The sequence below is a fragment of the Aeromicrobium sp. 50.2.37 genome (assembly GCF_024655735.1).
Taxonomy (GTDB): Bacteria; Actinomycetota; Actinomycetes; order Propionibacteriales; family Nocardioidaceae; genus Aeromicrobium.
The window spans coordinates 1-16,682 of record NZ_JANLGG010000003.1 but is presented as its reverse complement, the minus strand read 5'-3'; the positions used below and the strand labels follow the sequence as shown (position 1 = coordinate 16,682).

General features: G+C 72.2%; 19 protein-coding genes. 9 read left to right on the top strand and 10 right to left on the bottom strand.

From position 1 onward, the window contains the following. Positions 1-110: 110 nt before the first annotated feature. The 6 genes from NUV38_RS02565 to NUV38_RS02540 form a co-directional block, all read right to left on the bottom strand. Positions 111-503, bottom strand: coding sequence for an iron-sulfur cluster assembly accessory protein (locus tag NUV38_RS02565; RefSeq protein ID WP_055965679.1), 393 nt, complete (start codon positions 501-503; stop codon positions 111-113). A 112-nt stretch (positions 504-615) separates the two neighbouring features. Next, a complete protein-coding gene (locus tag NUV38_RS02560) occupies positions 616-1,716 on the bottom strand; it encodes a glycerate kinase (RefSeq protein ID WP_257727617.1) in 1,101 nt (366 codons plus the stop codon). Positions 1,717-1,721: 5 nt separating this feature from the next. Then, the gene (locus NUV38_RS02555) at positions 1,722-2,990 is read right to left on the bottom strand and encodes an aminotransferase class I/II-fold pyridoxal phosphate-dependent enzyme (RefSeq protein WP_257727616.1); all 1,269 of its coding nucleotides are present in this window, start codon (positions 2,988-2,990) and stop codon (positions 1,722-1,724) included. 63 nt (positions 2,991-3,053) lie between these two features. Beyond that, entirely contained in the window at positions 3,054-3,626 is a 573-nt protein-coding gene (locus NUV38_RS02550; RefSeq protein ID WP_055965673.1) for a hypothetical protein, read from the bottom strand. A gap of 13 nt (positions 3,627-3,639) precedes the next feature. Next, a complete protein-coding gene (gene htpX, locus NUV38_RS02545) occupies positions 3,640-4,536 on the bottom strand; it encodes a zinc metalloprotease HtpX (RefSeq protein ID WP_056581160.1) in 897 nt (298 codons plus the stop codon). Continuing rightward, positions 4,511-5,224, bottom strand: coding sequence for a PspA/IM30 family protein (locus NUV38_RS02540; RefSeq protein ID WP_055965671.1), 714 nt, complete (start codon positions 5,222-5,224; stop codon positions 4,511-4,513). Before NUV38_RS02540 ends, htpX begins: the two co-directional genes overlap by 26 nt. Before the next feature lie 118 nt (positions 5,225-5,342). On the opposite strand from NUV38_RS02540, the gene NUV38_RS02535 reads away from it, so the two are divergent. The 3 genes from NUV38_RS02535 to NUV38_RS02525 are packed head-to-tail and all read left to right on the top strand — an operon-like array spanning position 5,343 to position 7,758. Then, on the top strand, positions 5,343-6,560 hold the full coding sequence (locus NUV38_RS02535; protein ID WP_257727615.1) for an SGNH/GDSL hydrolase family protein: 1,218 nt from the start codon (positions 5,343-5,345) through the stop codon (positions 6,558-6,560). Further along, a complete protein-coding gene (locus tag NUV38_RS02530) occupies positions 6,550-7,158 on the top strand; it encodes a hypothetical protein (protein ID WP_257727614.1) in 609 nt (202 codons plus the stop codon). Before NUV38_RS02535 ends, NUV38_RS02530 begins: the two co-directional genes overlap by 11 nt. 33 nt (positions 7,159-7,191) lie before the next feature. Then, positions 7,192-7,758 carry a DUF3043 domain-containing protein gene (locus NUV38_RS02525; protein ID WP_055965665.1) on the top strand — a complete coding sequence of 189 codons (567 nt, stop codon included), beginning with the start codon at positions 7,192-7,194 and terminating at the stop codon, positions 7,756-7,758. Positions 7,759-7,789: 31 nt separating this feature from the next. Here NUV38_RS02525 and NUV38_RS02520 read toward each other — a convergent pair whose 3' ends face one another. Next, positions 7,790-8,245 carry a VOC family protein gene (locus NUV38_RS02520; RefSeq protein WP_257727613.1) on the bottom strand — a complete coding sequence of 152 codons (456 nt, stop codon included), beginning with the start codon at positions 8,243-8,245 and terminating at the stop codon, positions 7,790-7,792. Between the two features lie 100 nt (positions 8,246-8,345). On the opposite strand from NUV38_RS02520, the gene NUV38_RS02515 reads away from it, so the two are divergent. Continuing rightward, complete coding sequence (locus NUV38_RS02515) at positions 8,346-9,332, top strand: YafY family protein (RefSeq protein WP_257727612.1); 987 nt, start codon at positions 8,346-8,348, stop codon at positions 9,330-9,332. Positions 9,333-9,380: 48 nt separating this feature from the next. Here the strand turns inward: NUV38_RS02515 and NUV38_RS02510 are convergent, their stop codons facing one another. Both NUV38_RS02510 and gcvT read right to left on the bottom strand, forming a co-directional pair. Beyond that, the gene (locus tag NUV38_RS02510; protein WP_055965659.1) at positions 9,381-9,575 is read right to left on the bottom strand and encodes a hypothetical protein; all 195 of its coding nucleotides are present in this window, start codon (positions 9,573-9,575) and stop codon (positions 9,381-9,383) included. Positions 9,576-9,653: 78 nt separating this feature from the next. Beyond that, on the bottom strand, positions 9,654-10,769 hold the full coding sequence (gene gcvT, locus NUV38_RS02505; protein ID WP_257727611.1) for a glycine cleavage system aminomethyltransferase GcvT: 1,116 nt from the start codon (positions 10,767-10,769) through the stop codon (positions 9,654-9,656). 63 nt (positions 10,770-10,832) lie between these two features. Between gcvT and NUV38_RS02500 the strand changes: the two genes are divergently transcribed. The 3 genes from NUV38_RS02500 to NUV38_RS02490 are packed head-to-tail and all read left to right on the top strand — an operon-like array spanning position 10,833 to position 14,222. Next, positions 10,833-12,302 (top strand): leucyl aminopeptidase, encoded by a 1,470-nt coding sequence (locus tag NUV38_RS02500; protein ID WP_257727610.1) that lies wholly within the window; start codon positions 10,833-10,835, stop codon positions 12,300-12,302. Next, the gene (locus NUV38_RS02495) at positions 12,295-13,776 is read left to right on the top strand and encodes a serine hydrolase (RefSeq protein WP_257727609.1); all 1,482 of its coding nucleotides are present in this window, start codon (positions 12,295-12,297) and stop codon (positions 13,774-13,776) included. The genes NUV38_RS02500 and NUV38_RS02495 overlap by 8 nt, the downstream gene beginning before the upstream one ends. After that, complete coding sequence (locus tag NUV38_RS02490) at positions 13,773-14,222, top strand: ASCH domain-containing protein (protein ID WP_200914512.1); 450 nt, start codon at positions 13,773-13,775, stop codon at positions 14,220-14,222. Before NUV38_RS02495 ends, NUV38_RS02490 begins: the two co-directional genes overlap by 4 nt. 10 nt (positions 14,223-14,232) lie before the next feature. Here the strand turns inward: NUV38_RS02490 and NUV38_RS02485 are convergent, their stop codons facing one another. Beyond that, positions 14,233-14,835 carry a hypothetical protein gene (locus NUV38_RS02485; RefSeq protein ID WP_257727608.1) on the bottom strand — a complete coding sequence of 201 codons (603 nt, stop codon included), beginning with the start codon at positions 14,833-14,835 and terminating at the stop codon, positions 14,233-14,235. Positions 14,836-14,984: 149 nt separating this feature from the next. Here NUV38_RS02485 and lpdA point away from each other — a divergent pair, with 149 nt between their 5' ends. Further along, positions 14,985-16,412, top strand: coding sequence for a dihydrolipoyl dehydrogenase (gene lpdA / locus NUV38_RS02480; RefSeq protein WP_156366909.1), 1,428 nt, complete (start codon positions 14,985-14,987; stop codon positions 16,410-16,412). 19 nt (positions 16,413-16,431) lie between these two features. After that, positions 16,432-16,682 (top strand): biotin/lipoyl-containing protein (locus NUV38_RS02475; protein WP_308219638.1); only part of this gene is annotated, 251 nt, incomplete at its 3' end.

The following is a 16,682-nucleotide window of genomic DNA, read 5'->3' as shown; positions in this document are numbered from 1 at the left end:
ACGCCGGCTGGGTCCGGGCCGTCGGGGCACCTCGACCGAGCTGGACGCCTTCGGCGTGGACTGCTCGGCGTGTCGTGACCGTCGCTCGCAAGGCTCGCGAGGTCACTCCATCAGTGGAACGAGTCGCCGCAGGCGCAGGAACCGGTGGCCATTGGGTTGTCGATGGTGAAGCCCTGCTTCTCGATCGTGTCGACGAAGTCGATGGTGGCGCCGCCCAGGTAGGGCAGGCTCATGCGGTCGACGACGACGTTGACGCCGTCGAAGTCGCGGACCTCGTCGCCGTCGAGCGTGCGCTCGTCGAAGAAGAGCTGGTAGCGCAGGCCGGAGCAGCCACCGGGCTGCACGGCGATCCGCAGGGCGAGGTCGTCGCGACCCTCCTGCGCGAGCAGGCTCCGGACCTTGTCGGCGGCGTTGGCGGACAACGTCACGCCCTCGGCGGGCGCGGTGACGCCGTCGGTGGCGGTGGTGGCCGTGTCGGGGGTCGTGCTGCTGTCGACGCTCATGTCATCTCCGTCGGTCTCGGGTGGTCTCCCTGGTGCAAACCAGGAGGAGGCCGGTTCTGTTCCATCGTACGTGCTCGACCTGGGCGCGATCACCACGTGCTCCGCCGCGGGCTCACCTGGACCAGGTGCGGGCGACCCGCTCGGCCACCTCGCTCAGCGAGCCGGCCGGATCGGCGAAGGCACGCTCCTCCCCCACGACGTCGAGCACCGCGTACGCCGACTCCACGCCCATGGCGCGCATCTCGCGCGCGCCCACCGTGACCTGGCCGGCGATCGCCACGCACGGACGGGCGTGGCGTGCTGCCACCTGCGCCACGCCGTGCACGACCTTGCCGCTGCGCGACGTGTGGTCGTAGGCACCCTCCCCCGAGACCACCAGGTCGGCCGCGGCGCACGCGGCGTCCAGACCCACGGCGTCGGCCACGACCGCGACACCGGGCCGGCGCTCCGCGCCCAGGAGGAGGAGCGCGAGCCCGAGGCCGCCCGCAGCGCCGGCACCCGGCGAGTCCGCGACCCGCCGTTCCGCCGGGGACGAGCCGCAGGCCGCCTCGACGAACCGGTCGAGCAGTCCGTCGACCTCGACCACGTCGGCGTCGGAGAGGCCCTTCTGCGGCCCGAAGGTCTTGGTCGCACCGAACATCCCGAGCAGGGGCACGTCGACGTCGCTCGCCGCCACGAGGCGCACCTGGCCGACTGCCGCGCGAGCCGGCTCGAGGTCGACCCGTGTGATGCCGCCGAGCCCGTCGGGCCCGGCGTCGAGCGGGCGGTCGGCCACCGCTCCGAGCGCGCCCAGCAGTCCGGCGCCCCCGTCGTTGGTGGCGCTGCCGCCCAGACCCACGACCACCGACTCGACGCCGAGCTCCACGGCGGCCGCGATCGCCTGACCCACGCCCCACGTGCTCGCCGACCTCGCCGACGGCGGTCCGAGCTGGAGCCCGCAGGCCTGTGCCGACTCCAGGTACGCGACGTCGTCGACGACGAGGACCGTCATCGGGACGTCGACCCCGGTCGACCCGGTCACCGTCACGACGTGGAGGTGACCGCCGAGGGCGTCGTGGAGCGCGTCGACGAAGCCGGGGCCACCGTCGGCCATGGGCAGCCGCACGATCTCGTCGTGGGGCGCCGCACGGGCCCAGCCGCGCGCGATCGCCCTGGCCGCCTCGGGGGCGCCCAGCGTCCCGGCGAACGTGTCCGGCGCCACGAGCACCCGCACGGTCGTCAGGCCAGTCGTTGCTCGGTGGCCGCGAGGAGCACGCACGTGGCGAGTCCCTCCATGGCCGTCCGCAGCTCCTCGATGGGCGGGAACGACGGCGCGATGCGGATGTTGCGGTCGCGCGGGTCCTTGCCGTACGGGAACGAGGCACCGGCCGGGGTGAGGGCGATGCCGGCCTCCTTGGCCAGCTGCACGACCCTCGTCGCGCAGCCGTCCGGGACGTCGAGGCTCACGAAGTAGCCGCCCTTGGGCTCGGTCCACGTGGCCACGTCGTGTCCCCCGAGTCGCTCGGACAGGACCTCGAGCACCACCGCGAACTTCGGGGCGAGGATCTCGCGGTGCCGGTCCATGAGCGCGTGCACGCCGTCGACGTCGACGAGGTGCCGCAGGTGGCGCAGCTGGTTGACCTTGTCGGGCCCGATCGTCCGCTTGCCGATGAGTCCCGTGTACCAGGCGACGTTCTCCGGCGACGAGGCGAAGAAGCTGACCCCGGACCCGGCGAAGGTGATCTTGGAGGTCGACGCGAGCACGAAGGGACGGTCCGGGTGCCCGGAGGCGGCGCACAGGCCGACGATGTCGGCGGTCTTGGTGCGCTCCTCGGTCAGGTGGTGCACGGCGTACGCGTTGTCCCAGAAGATGCGGAAGTCGGGTGCGGCGGTCTCGAGGGCGGCCAGCTCGGCGGCCTTCGCCTCGCTGACGACCGCACCCGTGGGGTTGGCGTACGTGGGGACGATCCAGATCCCCTTGACGGCCGGGTCGGTGACGGCCTCGCGCACGGCGGCCATGTCGGGGCCGTCGTCGTGCATCTCGATGGTGCGCATGGTGATGCCGTACTGCTCGCAGATCGCGAAGTGCCGGTCGTAGCCGGGCGCGGGGCAGAGGAAGACGACCTCGTCCTCCTGCGACCACGGACGCGTCGAGCCGACCGTGCCCTTGAGCATGGCGAGCACCACCAGGTCGTGCATGATCGCCAGGCTCGCGTTGTCGCCCGCGACCACCTGGTCGACCGGCACGTGCAGCAGCTCGGCGAAGATCCCGCGCAGGTCGGTGTTGCCCACGATGCCGCCGTAGTTGCGGGTGTCGGTGCCCGCGCCGTCCTTGTAGTCCTGGCCCGGGAGGTCGAGCAGGGCGTTCGACAGGTCGAGCTGGGCCGCGGACGGCTTGCCGCGCGTGATGTCGAGGGCGAGACCGGCTGCCTTGAGGCGTTCGTAGGCGGCCGTCTGCTCGTCGTGGAGGGCGCTGATCTCTGCGGTCGAGAGGGTGTCGAGGCTCACGGTCCCAACCTACCCAAGACCGGCCGACCCGGACGCCCCAGCCGCAGTGCGCGCCCCAGTGCCCTAGACGGACAGGCCCGGCGCACCCCACAGCGCGAGCCACCGCTCGAGCTTCGGCTCGACCGGGACGTCACCCTCGACGAGCGCGCGGACCTGGATCTCGACCGGGTTGTCCCGACGCTGGCCGGCGACCGGCGCGAACGGGTAGAAGGTGCCCTGCTTGAACAGGTAGACCAGCGCCAGCGCTCCGCCGGAAGGTGCCGTGAACAGGACCGTGGAGCACAGGAGCTGGGGTCCGTACCCGGCGTCGGCGAGCGAGGAGTTCGCCGCGTGAAGGTCGGTGACCAGGCCGGTGAGGTCGCCCGGCGACCGGGTCACCTGCATCCAGCGGAAGCCTCGCCCGTCGTCGCTCAGCTCGACCGCCGCCGAGGCGTCGGTCCCGATGACCTGCTGCACCTCGGCCACGACCTGGTCGTCGCTGACGCCGTCGACGTCGCGGAAGCACACGGCTCCGGCGCCCGTGGCCGTGAAGCCGGCAGCCTGCAGCGACAACCCCGCCTGGGGCACTCCGAACAGCACGTCGAGGTCGGCCTCCGGCGGCTTGGAGCGCCCGAGGATCCCGTCGAGCCAGCCCATCAGATCGGGCCCATCAGATCGGATCCGAGAGCTCGGCGCCGACCTTGGCCAGCTGCGCCAGGCGCTGCTCCAACGGCGGGTGGGTGGCCATGAGGGCGCCGGCCGACGCGCGGCTGATGGCCGGCGCGAAGAAGAACGCGCTCAGGGCCTGGGAGTCGCGCAGGTCCTTGTTGGGGATGCGGCTCATGTCGCCCGAGATCTTGGTGAGGGCCGACGCCAGCTTCGAGGGACGCCCCGTGAGGTACGCGCCGCTGCGGTCCGCGCTGAGCTCGCGGTACCGCGACAGCGCCCGGGTCAGCAGGAAGCTGATGAAGTACACCACCATGCTCACGAGGAACACGACGATGAAGGGCACGTTGTTGCCGTTGCGGTTGCTGCCGCCCCGGCCGAAGTACAGGCCCCAGCGGGTGATGAAGCCGGCCAGCAGGCCCAGCGACGAGGCGACCGTCATGACCGAGACGTCGCGGTTGGCCACGTGGGCCAGCTCGTGCGCGAGCACGCCCTCGAGCTCGTCGGCGTCGAGACGCTGCATGATGCCGGTCGTGACGCACACCGCGGAGTGGCTGGGCGTGCGGCCGGTCGCGAAGGCGTTCGGCATGTCGGTGACCGCGACGGCCACCGTCGGCTTGGGCATGTCGGCCATGACGCACAGCCGGTCGATCATGGCGTGCAGCTCGGGGGCCTGCTCCGGGGTCACGACCTTCGCGCCCATGGACCGCAGGGCGAGCTTGTCGGAGAAGTACCACTGGCCCCAGGCCATGGCGATCACGATGACGAGCCCGACGACCGCACTGCCGGAGAAGTTGATCAGGATCGCGCCGAAGGCGACGTAGAGGGCGCCGAGCCCGAGGCTCACCCCGAACATCCGTCGGGAGAGCCCCGCGTCAGGCCTGAATCTGGTGCGGGCCACGGCCATCCTCCCCTGACTCGGTGTCCGTGGAGGACGGGTCGATCCCGAGCTCGCGGTCGAAGCGGCGCGCCTCGAGGTCGGCGGTGTCCTCGCCCGGCCGCGCGACGACCCCGTCGGCGACGAGCTCGTCCACGGCGTCGGCCTTGGCCTCGAGCTCTCGGGTGTGCCGCTCGGCCGCCTCCATCTGCTGGTTGACGGTGCTGAGCGAGGAGGTGATGCCGGAGTCGGCGCTGGTCAGCTGAGAACGGGCCTCGGCCGCGGACTGGCGGGCCGTGAGCGTGTCCTTGCGGAGCCGGAAGTCCTCGATGTTCTGCTCCAGGCGGGTCGCCGCGTCGGTGATCGTGGCCTCCTCCTTCTGGAGGGCGGCGTGCCGCTCGCGCAGGTCCGCCAGGGCCTCCTCGAGCCCGACCTTGCGCCCGAGTGCCGCGCGGGCCGCGTCGTCGTCACCCCGGGCGACGGCCTCGCGCGCCTGGCCCTCGAAGGTGCTGGACTGCTGCTCGAGCTGGCGGAGCCGCACCTCGACGCGCTTGCGGCTCGTGGTGACGTCCGCGACGCCGCGACGCACGCGCTGCAGGTGGGCCAGCTGACCGCGGTACGTGTCGTCGAGCGAGCTGCGCAACGCGTCGCCGTCGAGCTCCTGGTGCGACCGCGACCGCCAGATGTCGCGAATCCTGCGTCCGATCCCCATGGCGCCAGAGTACGGGCACCGTGCACGACCGGGGCTGCACGACCGACGGACGCCGCAGCGGAGCATCTGGGTCCCAGGGCCCTGGGCGCCCGGGTACCCGTCTCGCTTCCATGGAGCCATGCAGACCGTGCGACCACGACGCTTCGAGCGGGGCCAAGGCTCGCTCGAGCTCGTGGGCGTCATCGTCCTCGCCGCGATCCTGGTCGGGGGGATCGTCTGGACCATCACGGCCAACAGCGAGCCCATCAGGGCCACCGTCAGCACGAAGATCTGCGAGATCACCGGCGGCAGCGACTGCGGCGAGGTGCCGGAGCCCACGGCACCCCTGCCCGGCGACTCGACGGTGCCGACCTATCTCGACCCGTCGCTCACACCGCAGGAGCAGGCCGAGGCCGGCGAGTACGTCGCCCTCGGCGACTCCTTCTCCTCCGGGGAGGGCGGCTCGGAGTACGACCCCGACACCGACGAGAACTACGCCTCCGAGGCCGAGGACTACTACGAGAACCTCGACGAGGACGGCAATCCCCAGCCGCAGCTCTACTGCCACCAGTACGGCTGCGTCGAGATCCCGGTCACCCAGACCGAGGCGCCGTACAACAACATGTGCCACCGGTCCGAGGGCGCGTACTCCCAGCAGATCAACGACACGTTCGACTTCGCCGGCGGCTACACCTTCGCGGCCTGCTCCGGTGCCGTCACCGAGGACTTCACCGAGCCCAACAGCGACAACGACGACGAACCGGCGCAGCTGGACAACCTCGACGAGGACACCAGCCTGGTCACCTTCACCATCGGTGGCAACGACGCGAAGTTCGCGAACACGCTCGAGCAGTGCATCAAGGACGGGATGAACCCGTTCCACAGCTGCTTCGACAACCAGTCCGAGCGCGACGAGGCCGAGGAGAACATCGCCCAGGCCATCGAGAACATGCGCGAGCTGCTGCCGCAGATCCGCGAGCAGGCTCCGAACGCGAGGATCCTGGTGCTCGGCTACCCGCGCTTCTTCCCCGAGGACCCGGGCAGCGCGTGGAGCGACGGCACGCAGATCGACACCGATGACATCCTGGCCATCAACGACCTGGTCGAGGACATGGACGGCCAGATCGAGGACCTCGTGAACGAGCTCAACGAGGAGAACCCCGGTGCCTTCCAGTACGTCGACATGTACGACGCCTTCAACGGGTGCGAGATCGGCACCTCCAACGCCTGCATGAACAACATCGAGGTCCGCATCGCCGACGGCAAGCCCGACAAGAACGGCAGCTACCACCCCAACGACCGAGGACACGAGGAGATGGCCGCCATCCTCGAGGAGGCGATCCGCAATGGTCCGTGACCCGTTCACCCGCGTCGCGTCGCTGCTCGCCGTCACCCTCCTGGTGACGGTGAGCGGCTGCACGGGCGGCGACGAGCCCGCCGCGCCCGAGCGCACGTCCGCCGACCAGCGCGCCGACCTCACGATCCTGCCGGAGGACGGGCTGCCGAAGGGCTGGGTCCGCGTGCCAGCCAGCGAGCGCATCTCGGGCAACCCCGGCAAGCCCCGCTACTGCGGCGTCCCCGCCGAGCCCGCCAACGTCAAGGAGGGTCGCGTCTCCTACTACGAGCAGGAGGGGCTGCCGCGCTCCGTGCTCGAGTACGGGATGGTCGCGGACGAGCAGGCCGCCACCGACACCCTCGACGCTCTCGTGGCGGTCCGGACCACGTGCGAGGAGGAAGGGTTCACGACCGAGCCCGTCCCCGAGGACGAGCTCGACGGGCTCGGCGACCAGCAGGTGGGCTGGGACTACGACGACGGCGCCGGCAACCGGTTCCGCGTGGTCGTGTTCCGGCGCGCCGAGGTCGTCGTGGTCCTCGTCGCGACGGGTGACACGTCGGTCCCGACGCAGGAGCAGGCGACCATCGCGCGCGACGTGGACGACCGCCTGCAGGGGTGAGGATGGCGAGGTCCTCCTGTGTAGGGTGACGCCGTGACGCAGGACAACGCCGCCCCGGACGACCGCCAGAGCAACAACGCCAAGGGCCGCGCGACTCCCAGTCGCAAGGAGGCCGAGGCCGCCCGCAAGAAGGCCATGAAGACGCCCCTGACGCGCAAGGAGCAGATGCGTCGAGAGCGCGACGCCCGCGCGCAGCTGCGCCAGCGGCAGCAGGAGGCGCTCCGCGCCGGCAAGGGCTCCGACCTGCCGCCCCGTGACCGTGGCCCGGTCCGCGCCTTCGCCCGGGACTTCGTCGACCGCCGTCGCAACGTCGCCGAGTACCTGCTCCCGATCCTGCTGCTCGTGCTGGTGCTGAGCTTCATCAACCAGCCCTGGGCCCAGCTCGTCGTCTTCTACGCCTGGGCGGTCATGCTGCTGCTCACGATCCTCGACGAGGTGGTCATGGTCCGCGGCCTCAAGCGCGGTCTGCGTGAGCGGTTCCCGGACACCCCCACGAAGGGTGCCGTCGGCTACTCGGTGCTGCGCAGCACCCAGCTGCGTCGCTTCCGGCTGCCGGCCGTCTCCATCGATCGCGGCGCCCCGTTGCGGGACCGCTACTAGACCACCAGGTCGCAGCGCCGCCGCGACGCGGTCAGGACGGCACGACGCTGAAGCTCCACGTGACGCCGAACCGGTCGGTGAGCATGCCGAACCCTGCGCTCCAGGCCGAGGCCGCGAGCGGCTCGACGACGACGCCCTGCACCGCGAGGTCGTCCCAGTAGCCCTGGAGCTCCTCGAGGGTGTCCGACGCGACCGAGACGAACACCGCCTGCTCGGTGAGCGTCGTGTGGTTCTCCCGGCGGGTGGTGCCTCCGCCGACGAGCATGCCCTCGGTCCGGCCGGGGACGTCGTAGCCCATCACGCGGAACCCGTTGTCGGCCGACACCAGGCCGAAGAGGACCGCACCCGCCCCGGGCGCGTCGGCCGGCATGCCGGCGTCGGCGTAGGTGGTGATGGCGAGGTGGCCGCCGAACACGGACTGGTAGAGCTCGAGCGCCGCGCGGGCGTCGCCGCGGAAGTTCAGGTGGGTGACGGTCTGGATGGTCATGTCTTCTCCTTCGGTGGTGGCCGGCCGCGTCGGCCGGTGGACCCACCGTGACACCCGTTCAGGCCAGCTTCTGTCCTGAACTCCACGTAATCTCGACCCTGTGACCACCACCGCCAGGCTCCTGCGTCTGCTGTCGCTGCTCCAGGCACGGCGGGACTGGCCGGGTCCCCTCCTCGCCTCGCGGCTGGAGGTCAGCGACCGCACGGTGCGCCGCGACGTCGAGAGACTCCGCGAGATGGGCTACACCATCCAGGCCGCCACGGGCCCGGACGGCGGCTACCGGCTCGCTGCCGGTTCCGAGCTGCCGCCGTTGCTCTTCGACGACGACCAGACCGTCGCGGTGGCCGTCGCGCTGCAGACCGCACCGGCCTCCGGCGTCGGCATCGAGGAGGCCGCGGTCCGCGCCCTCGTCACGATCCGTCAGGTGATGCCCGCGCGGCTGCGGCACCGCCTTGACGCGCTCCAGGTGACCACGATCCGACCCGGGGGCACGGCACGCCCGAGCGTGGCGGTCGACGTCCTCGTCACCCTCGCCAACGCGATACGGGATCGCGAGGTCCTCCGCTTCGACTACGTCGCGAGAGGAGCACCGGACGCGGGTGACGACGTCCCTGCAGCGCGACGTGTCGAGCCGCACCACCTGGTCAGCTCCTCCGGACGGTGGTACCTCGTCGGGTGGGACCTCGACCGCGAGGACTGGCGGATCTTCAGCGCCGACCGCGTCGGCCCGCGCACGCCGACCGGGCCGCGGTTCCGGCCACGGTCCGTGCCGGGCGGCGACGTGCAGGCGTTCGTGTCGGCACGGTCCAAGGGGTCGGACCTGGACGAGTGGCCCTGCCGCGGCACGGTCGTGCTGCACCGGCCGGCGCACGAGGTACGCCCCTTCGTGGACGACGGGGTGCTCGTCGCGCTCGACGACCACCGCTGCAGCATCGAGACCGGCTCCTGGTCCTGGGGCGCGCTGGCCGCCTGGTTCGGGAGGTTCGAGTCCGCGATGGACGTCGTCGGTCCGCCGGAGCTGGTCTCGGCCTTCGCCCTCCTCGCGGAGCGCTACGACCGGGCCGGCGGCGCGTCCGCGCACCCGTGAAGCGGCCGGGTCACGCGTCGCGCACCTCGAGCGGCGGGCGGCGGACGGCTATGCGCTGTGCAGCGACATCGGTCCGTAGACCTCGGTGTCGCCGTCGAGCAGACGGACCTGGTCGACGCCCTGGTCGATCAGCTCGGAGAACGTCTCCCCCACCCACGACTCCGCGTCACCGCGGCTGTCGAACTCCTCCGACCGGCCCTTGTCCTGCCCGTCGGCGGTCTCCAGCACCCAGCTCCAGCTCATCGCCGTCCTCCTCGTTCGGTCCAGCAGTCGGTCCGGTCATCGTCGCGCAGGCCACGGCCCGTGTCGCGTCGGAAGTCGTCAGGTCGAGGTCGTCACGAACGGCGGCTTGGTCACCGTGAAGCGCTCCGCACGCCGGCGGACCTCCACGACCACGTCGTCACCGTCGCCGACGGACCGGTCCAGGAGGGCCAGGCCGACACCCTGGCGCAGCGTCGGCGAGAAGGTGCCCGACGTGACCTCGCCGACCACGTCGCCGGGCTCGCCGTCGGGGCCGACGGACCGCACGACCATGCCGGGACGCGGGATGCCGCGTCCTGCGGCGACGAGGCCGCGCACCAGGGGAACGGTCTTCTCCTCGCGCTGGCGGGTCAGGGCGTCCTTGCCGGCGAACGTGGGCTTGTCCCAGCCGACCGCCCAGCCCGCGCGCGCCATGACCGGCGAGATCTCGAGGGACAGCTCGTGGCCGTGCAGCGGATACCCCATCTCGGTTCGGAGCGTGTCGCGGGCACCGAGGCCGCAGGGCCGCAGACCGTGCGGCGCGCCGGCCTCCAGGAGCGCCTCCCACACGGCGGGGGCGTCGTCGGCCCGGACCACGAGCTCGTAGCCCTTCTCGCCGGTGTAGCCGGTGCGGCACACGATGGCCTCGGCGCCACCCACGGGCGCCTCGACGAAGGACATGTACGCGTGGTCGACGGGCACCCCGACCGCCTCGAGGACGGCCTCGCTCGCCGGTCCCTGGACCGCCAGCACGGCGAGCTCGCGGTGCCGGTCGACCACCTCGACCCCCTCCGGTGCCGACGCCTGCAGCTGTGCGACGACGGCGGCGGTGTTCGCGGCGTTCGGCACGAGGAAGACGTCGAACTCGCTGCGGACGTAGGCGATGAGGTCGTCGACCGTGCCACCGGTCTCGTCGCAGCAGAGCGTGTACTGCGCCTGGCCGGGGCCGATGCGCCGCAGGTCGTTGGTGAGGACCGCGTTCACGTGGTCGAGGGCGCCCGCCCCCCGCACGCTGGCCTTGCCCAGGTGGCTCACGTCGAACAGGCCGGCGGCCTCTCGCACGGCAGCGTGCTCGGCGAGCACCCCGCCGCCTGACTCCGAGGGATACTCCAGCGGCATCGTCCACCCGCCGAACTCGGCCATCTTGGCCCCCAGGGCCACGTGGTGGTCGTGCAGCGGCGAGCGGAGCAGGTCCATGCGACTCAACCTAGCGGCCTGCGTGATTACATGGGATCCATGGCCCCTTCGACGCCGTCGCGCGTGAACGAGTCCCTTCTGCCTGACGTCTCGGTCAGCACAGCCAAGCCGTCGTCGGTCAAGGCCGACGTCCTCGTGCTGGGCGTGCGCAACGACGACGACGCCGGCGACCACGCCTCGACGCTGGCCCTGCTGGGCTTCACCGGCGAGAAGGGCCAGGTCGTCACCGTCCCTGCCGGCGAGGCCGCCAAGGTCTCGACGGTGGTGGCCGTGGGCCTGAGCGCCGAGCCCGACGCCGAGGAGCTGCGCCGTGCGGCCGCGAGCGGCGTGCGTGCCGCGGCCCGTACCAAGGCCACGTCCGTGGCGCTGGCCCTGCACCCGGCCGAGGGCGACGAGGTCACGGCCGTGGCGGAGGGCGCCCTGCTCGGCTCCTACCGCTACGAGGCCTACAAGACCAAGCCGACGTCCGACGACGATCGCGTGCGGACCCTCACCGTGCTGTCCGCCTTCGCCCGCCAGTCGACGGTCGTCGACGCCGTCCAGCGCGCCGCCGTGGTGGCCCGCGCCACGGCCCTGGCGCGTGACTGGGTGAACACCCCGCCCGGCGACCTGCGCCCGCCGGCCTTCGCCGAGCAGATCGTCGAGCACGCCGGTGGCGCCCCCGTCAAGGTCTCGGTGTGGGACGAGAAGCGCCTCGAGAAGGAGCACTGCGGCGGCATCCTCGGCGTGGGCGCCGGGTCCGACGCGCCGCCCCGCCTCGTGCGCCTCAGCTACGAGCCCCGCAAGCCCGTCACCCACCTCGCCCTGGTGGGCAAGGGCATCACCTTCGACTCGGGCGGCCTCTCGATCAAGAGCGGCGCCGGCATGCAGACCATGAAGATCGACATGGCGGGCGCGGCCGCGGTCGTGGCCGCGACCCTGGCCATCGCCGAGCTCGGGCTGCCGATCAAGGTCACGGCGTTCGCCTGCCTCGCCGAGAACATGCCCAGCGGCTCGGCCACCCGCCCCGGCGACGTGCTCACGATGCGCTCCGGCTCCACCGTCGAGGTGCACAACACCGACGCCGAGGGTCGTCTCGTGCTCGCCGACGGTCTCTCCCTGGCGGTGGAGGCCGGTGCCGACCGCATCATCGACGTCGCGACGCTGACCGGTGCGTGCGTCGTCGCGCTCGGTGAGCGCACCAGCGGTGTGCTCGGCAACGACGACGCGCTGAGCGAGTCGGTCCTCGACGCCGCGAAGGCCACCGGGGAGTCGATGTGGCCGCTGCCGATCGTCGAGGAGATGAAGTCCGCCGTCACGTCCTCGAAGATCGCCGACATCCGCCAGCACAACCCGAAGCCCTACGGCGGGACCCTGTTCGCGGCCGCCTTCCTGCGCGAGTTCGTCGGCGAGACCCCGTGGGCGCACCTGGACATCGCCGGTCCGTCGTTCAACGACGGGGCCGAGCACGGCTACACGCCGTCGGGCGGGACCGGGGTGTCGGTCCGCACGCTCGTGCGTCTGGCGAGCGACCTGGCCGCAGCCGGTGCCTGAGGACCGACCCGCCACCGACGACGGACCACTGCTGGAGGGCACCCGGCGCGCGCTCGACGCCCGTCTCGCCGAGGAGCAGGCCCGCCGCCGCGTCCCCTCGGTCACGGCGGCCGTCGTGCGTGGGGGTGCGGTGGTGTGGAGCGGTGCGGCCGGCCACCTCGACGGCACGGCGGACTCGCCGCTGGCCACGCCGCGGACCCAGTACCGGATCGGGTCCATCACGAAGACGTTCGTCGGCACCCAGGTGCTGCAGCTGCGCGACGCCGGTCGGCTCGACCTGAACGACCGGATCGGCGACCACCTGCCGGAGCTCGGCGGGGGTGCCGGGCTCCGGGCGGCGAACGGCACCGGCGGGGGTGCCCTTCGACGGGGCTCAGGAACCACCGGGCCGCGGGCGGCGAACGGCACCGACCTTCCGGTCACCGTCGCTCAGCTCCTGAGCCACACGTCGGGCCTGCAGGCCGAGACCAACGGACCGTGGTGGGAGCGGACCCCCGGCGAGGCCTGGGACGAGCTGCTGGCGGCAGGACCGCGCCTGCTCTTCACGCCCGGCACGCGCTTCCACTACTCCAACACCGGCTTCGGCGTCCTCGGTGAGCTCGTCTCCCGGCTGCGTGGTCAGCCGTGGCACGACACCGTGCACGAGGACCTGCTCGAGCCCCTCGGCATGACGGCCACCACCCACCGGCCGTCCGACGACGCTGCTCCCGGACTCGCGGTCCACCCGTTCGCGGACCTGGCGCACGTCGAGCCCGAGCACGACGCCGCTGCTCTGGCCCCGGCCGGCCAGCTCTGGTCGAGCGCCGAGGACCTGGCCCGGTGGGCCGCCTTCGCCGCCGGCCACACCGCCGGGCTGCTCGAGGACGCCACGCTGCGCGAGATGCTCCGCCCCGTCGCGGTGAGCGACGTCACCGGACAGCCGTGGACGGGCGCCCACGCGCTCGGGTGGCAGGTCTGGAACGTCGCGGGCCGCCGGTACGTCGGCCACGGCGGCTCCATGCCGGGCTTCCTGGCGTCGCTGCGCGTCGACGTCGAGTCCGGCGACGGCGTCGTGGTGCTGGCCAACACCACCTCGGGGCTGGGCCCCGTCGGCACCGACCTGCTCGACCTTGTGCGCGAGCGCGAGCCCGTCGCCGCGCCGCCGTGGCGCCGCGCGCCCGCCCAGCACGACCTGCTCGACCTCGTGGGCGACTGGTTCTGGGGAACGTCCCGCTACACCGTCCGACTCGACGGGGACCGGCTCGTCCTCGGCGAGCCCGGGCAGGGCCGCGGCGCGCGCTTCGCCTCCACCGCCGACGGTGCGTGGGTCGGTCTCGAGGGCTACTACGAGAACGAGCGGCTCACGGTGCGCCGCGACGCCGACGGCCGACCCGTCCAGCTGGACCTCGCCACGTTCGCGTTCACCCGGACCCCGTACGACGCGTCGCCCGACGTCGAGGTCCCGGGCGGGCTCGACGAGGCGGGCTGGTCGTGAGCGACGATCCGCTCTGGGCCGCCTACGTCGCGGCGCACCCGCAGCACCGCGACGAGGTGCCCGCCGTCGGACCGTTCGGCAGCTCGGCCGCGATGGCGGACCGGCTCCTCGACTACGTGCTCCACGGCCCGAAGCGGGCCACCTGCGGACTGCCCGACCCCGACGAGCCCGTCGTGCTGGGCGGCCACTGGGTGGTGGAGGACGGCTCCGGGCGGTCACGCGTCGTGCTGCGCACCACCGACGTGCGCTCGGGACGGCTCGACTCCGTCGACGACGTCTTTGCATGGGACGAGGGCGAGGACGACCGCACCCGTGACTCCTGGCTGCGGGAGCACCGCCGCTACGTGGCGCGCGGACTCGGGCTGGCCGACGACGCCGATGTCGACCACGTCGAGGTCGTCTTCGAGCGGTTCACGGTCGTCTGGCCCCCCGAGCACGCCGACTGAGGCGTGCGGGTCAGTCGCCGGCGAGGCCGAGGGTGCGGGCGGCCTGCTCGACCTCGTCCCACTCGCTGCGGTCGCCACCGCGGCGGTCGGGGTGGGAGCGGGCACGCGCCTGCTTCCACCAGCGGCGGAGCACCTCGTCGTCGGGGCGGACGGTGGCGTCGCCCGTGACGTCGGCCGACACCTGGAGGGTGGCGATCGCGTCGCGCTCGCGCGGCGAGAGCGGACGCGGGCCCGACGGCGCCGGCGCCGTGGAGCCACCGGGCGTGGAGCGACGCGGGCCCGGCGAGGACGAACGCGCCCGACCGGTGTCGCGGGCCTGCTTGCGCACGGCGTAGTCGCGCATGCGCTGCGGGTACCCCACCCGGTTGGCGTCGTAGACGGGGATCGCCAGCTTGCGGGCGAGGTCGGCGGCCGCCTTGGGCGACTCGACCCGACGGCGGATGGACTCACCGTCCGACGCCACGAGGACGACCGTCGGCTCGTTGAACGACGTGCGCGGCTCGACGTACGCCTCGACGCCGTCACGCTCCCCCGCCCAGGCGCGCAGCGTGGCCATGTCGTCACGCGTCGCGCGACGATCGGAGCTGCCGCGTCGGCGGCCGAACAGAGCCATGGCGACATTCTGCCCGACGACTGGTGGACGACCGGGAGAATCGCGCAGCGACCCGCGCGGCAGGTCGCCGGGCGGCGCCCCACGGGTCACGCCGCAACCTACTCGCCGGTCGCTCCCCCCGTGGTGCGGTCGCACGCGAGGGTGACAAGATGACGGAGAACGACTCATCCACGCGGGAGGACACTGTGGCGGACAGCCCGGGCGACCAGAACACCTTCGACATCGTCATCCTGGGCGGCGGCAGCGGCGGCTACGCCTGCGCCCTCCGCGCGGTGCAGCTCGGCCTCAGCGTCGCGCTGGTCGAGAAGGGCAAGGTCGGGGGAACCTGCCTGCACAACGGCTGCATCCCCACCAAGGCGCTCCTGCACTCGGCCGAGGTCGCCGACGAGACCCGCCACAGCGAGAACTACGGCGTCAAGGCCACGTTCGAGGGCATCGACATGGCCGCCGTCAACGCCTACAAGGACGGCGTCATCGACCGTCTCTACAAGGGTCTGCAGGGCCTCATCAAGTCCGGCGGCATCACGGTCGTCGAGGGTGAGGGCGTGCTCGTCGCCAAGGACACCGTCGAAGTCGACGGCCAGCGGTACACCGGCAAGAACGTCGTGCTGGCGACCGGCTCCTACGCCCGCAGCCTGCCCGGTCTCGAGATCGGCGGTCGCGTCGTCACGAGCGAGGAGGCCCTCACGATGAGCGAGGTCCCCGAGCGTGTCGTGATCATCGGCGGCAGCGTCATCGGCGTCGAGTTCGCCTCCGTCTGGAAGTCCTTCGGGGCCGACGTCACGATCATCGAGGCCCTCCCCACGCTCGTGCCCCTCGAGGACCCGACGCTCTCGAAGAACCTCGAGCGCGCGTTCCGCAAGCGCAAGATCGCCTTCAAGACCGGCACCAAGTTCTCCGGTGTCGAGCAGACCGACTCCGGCGTGATCGTGACCCTCGAGGACGGCAAGACCATCGAGACCGACCTCGTCCTCGTGGCGGTCGGCCGAGGCCCGAACGGCAACGGCAACGGCTTCGAGGAGGTCGGCGTCACCGTCGACCGCGGCTGGGTGCCCACCGACGAGCGCCTGCACACCAACGTCGACGGCGTCTACGCCGTGGGTGACCTCGTGCCCGGTCTCCAGCTGGCCCACCGCGGCTTCGCCCACGGCATCTTCGTGGCCGAGGAGATCGCCGGCCTCAACCCCCAGCCCGTGCTCGACCCGGGCATCCCGCGCGTCACCTACTGCGACCCCGAGCTCGCCTCGGTGGGCATCACCGAGCCGCAGGCCAAGGAGAAGTACGGCGACGACAACGTCGAGACCGTCGAGTACAACCTCGGCGGCAACGGCAAGAGCCAGATCCTCGGCACCGCCGGCGTCATCAAGCTGGTGCGCGAGAAGGACGGCCCGATCGTCGGCGTCCACATGATCGGCGCCCGCTACGGCGAGCAGGTCGGTGAGGCCTCGCTGATCGTCAACTGGGAGGCCTACCCCGAGGACGTCGCGCAGCTGATCCACGCGCACCCCACGCAGAACGAGGCTCTCGGCGAGGCTGCACTCGCCCTGGCCGGCAAGCCCCTCCACTCGCACGCCTGACCCGAACGAGGACGACACCATGGCAACGACCGTCACCCTTCCCGAGCTCGGCGAGAGCGTCACCGAGGGCACCGTCACCACGTGGCTCAAGGCCGTCGGCGACACCGTCGAGGTCGACGAGCCCCTGCTGGAGATCTCCACCGACAAGGTCGACACGGAGATCCCCTCCCCCGTCGCCGGCACCATCCTCGAGATCAAGGTCGAGGAGGACGAGACCGTCGGGGGGGGGGGGGGGGGGGGGGGGGGGGGGGGGGGGGGGGGGGGGGGGGG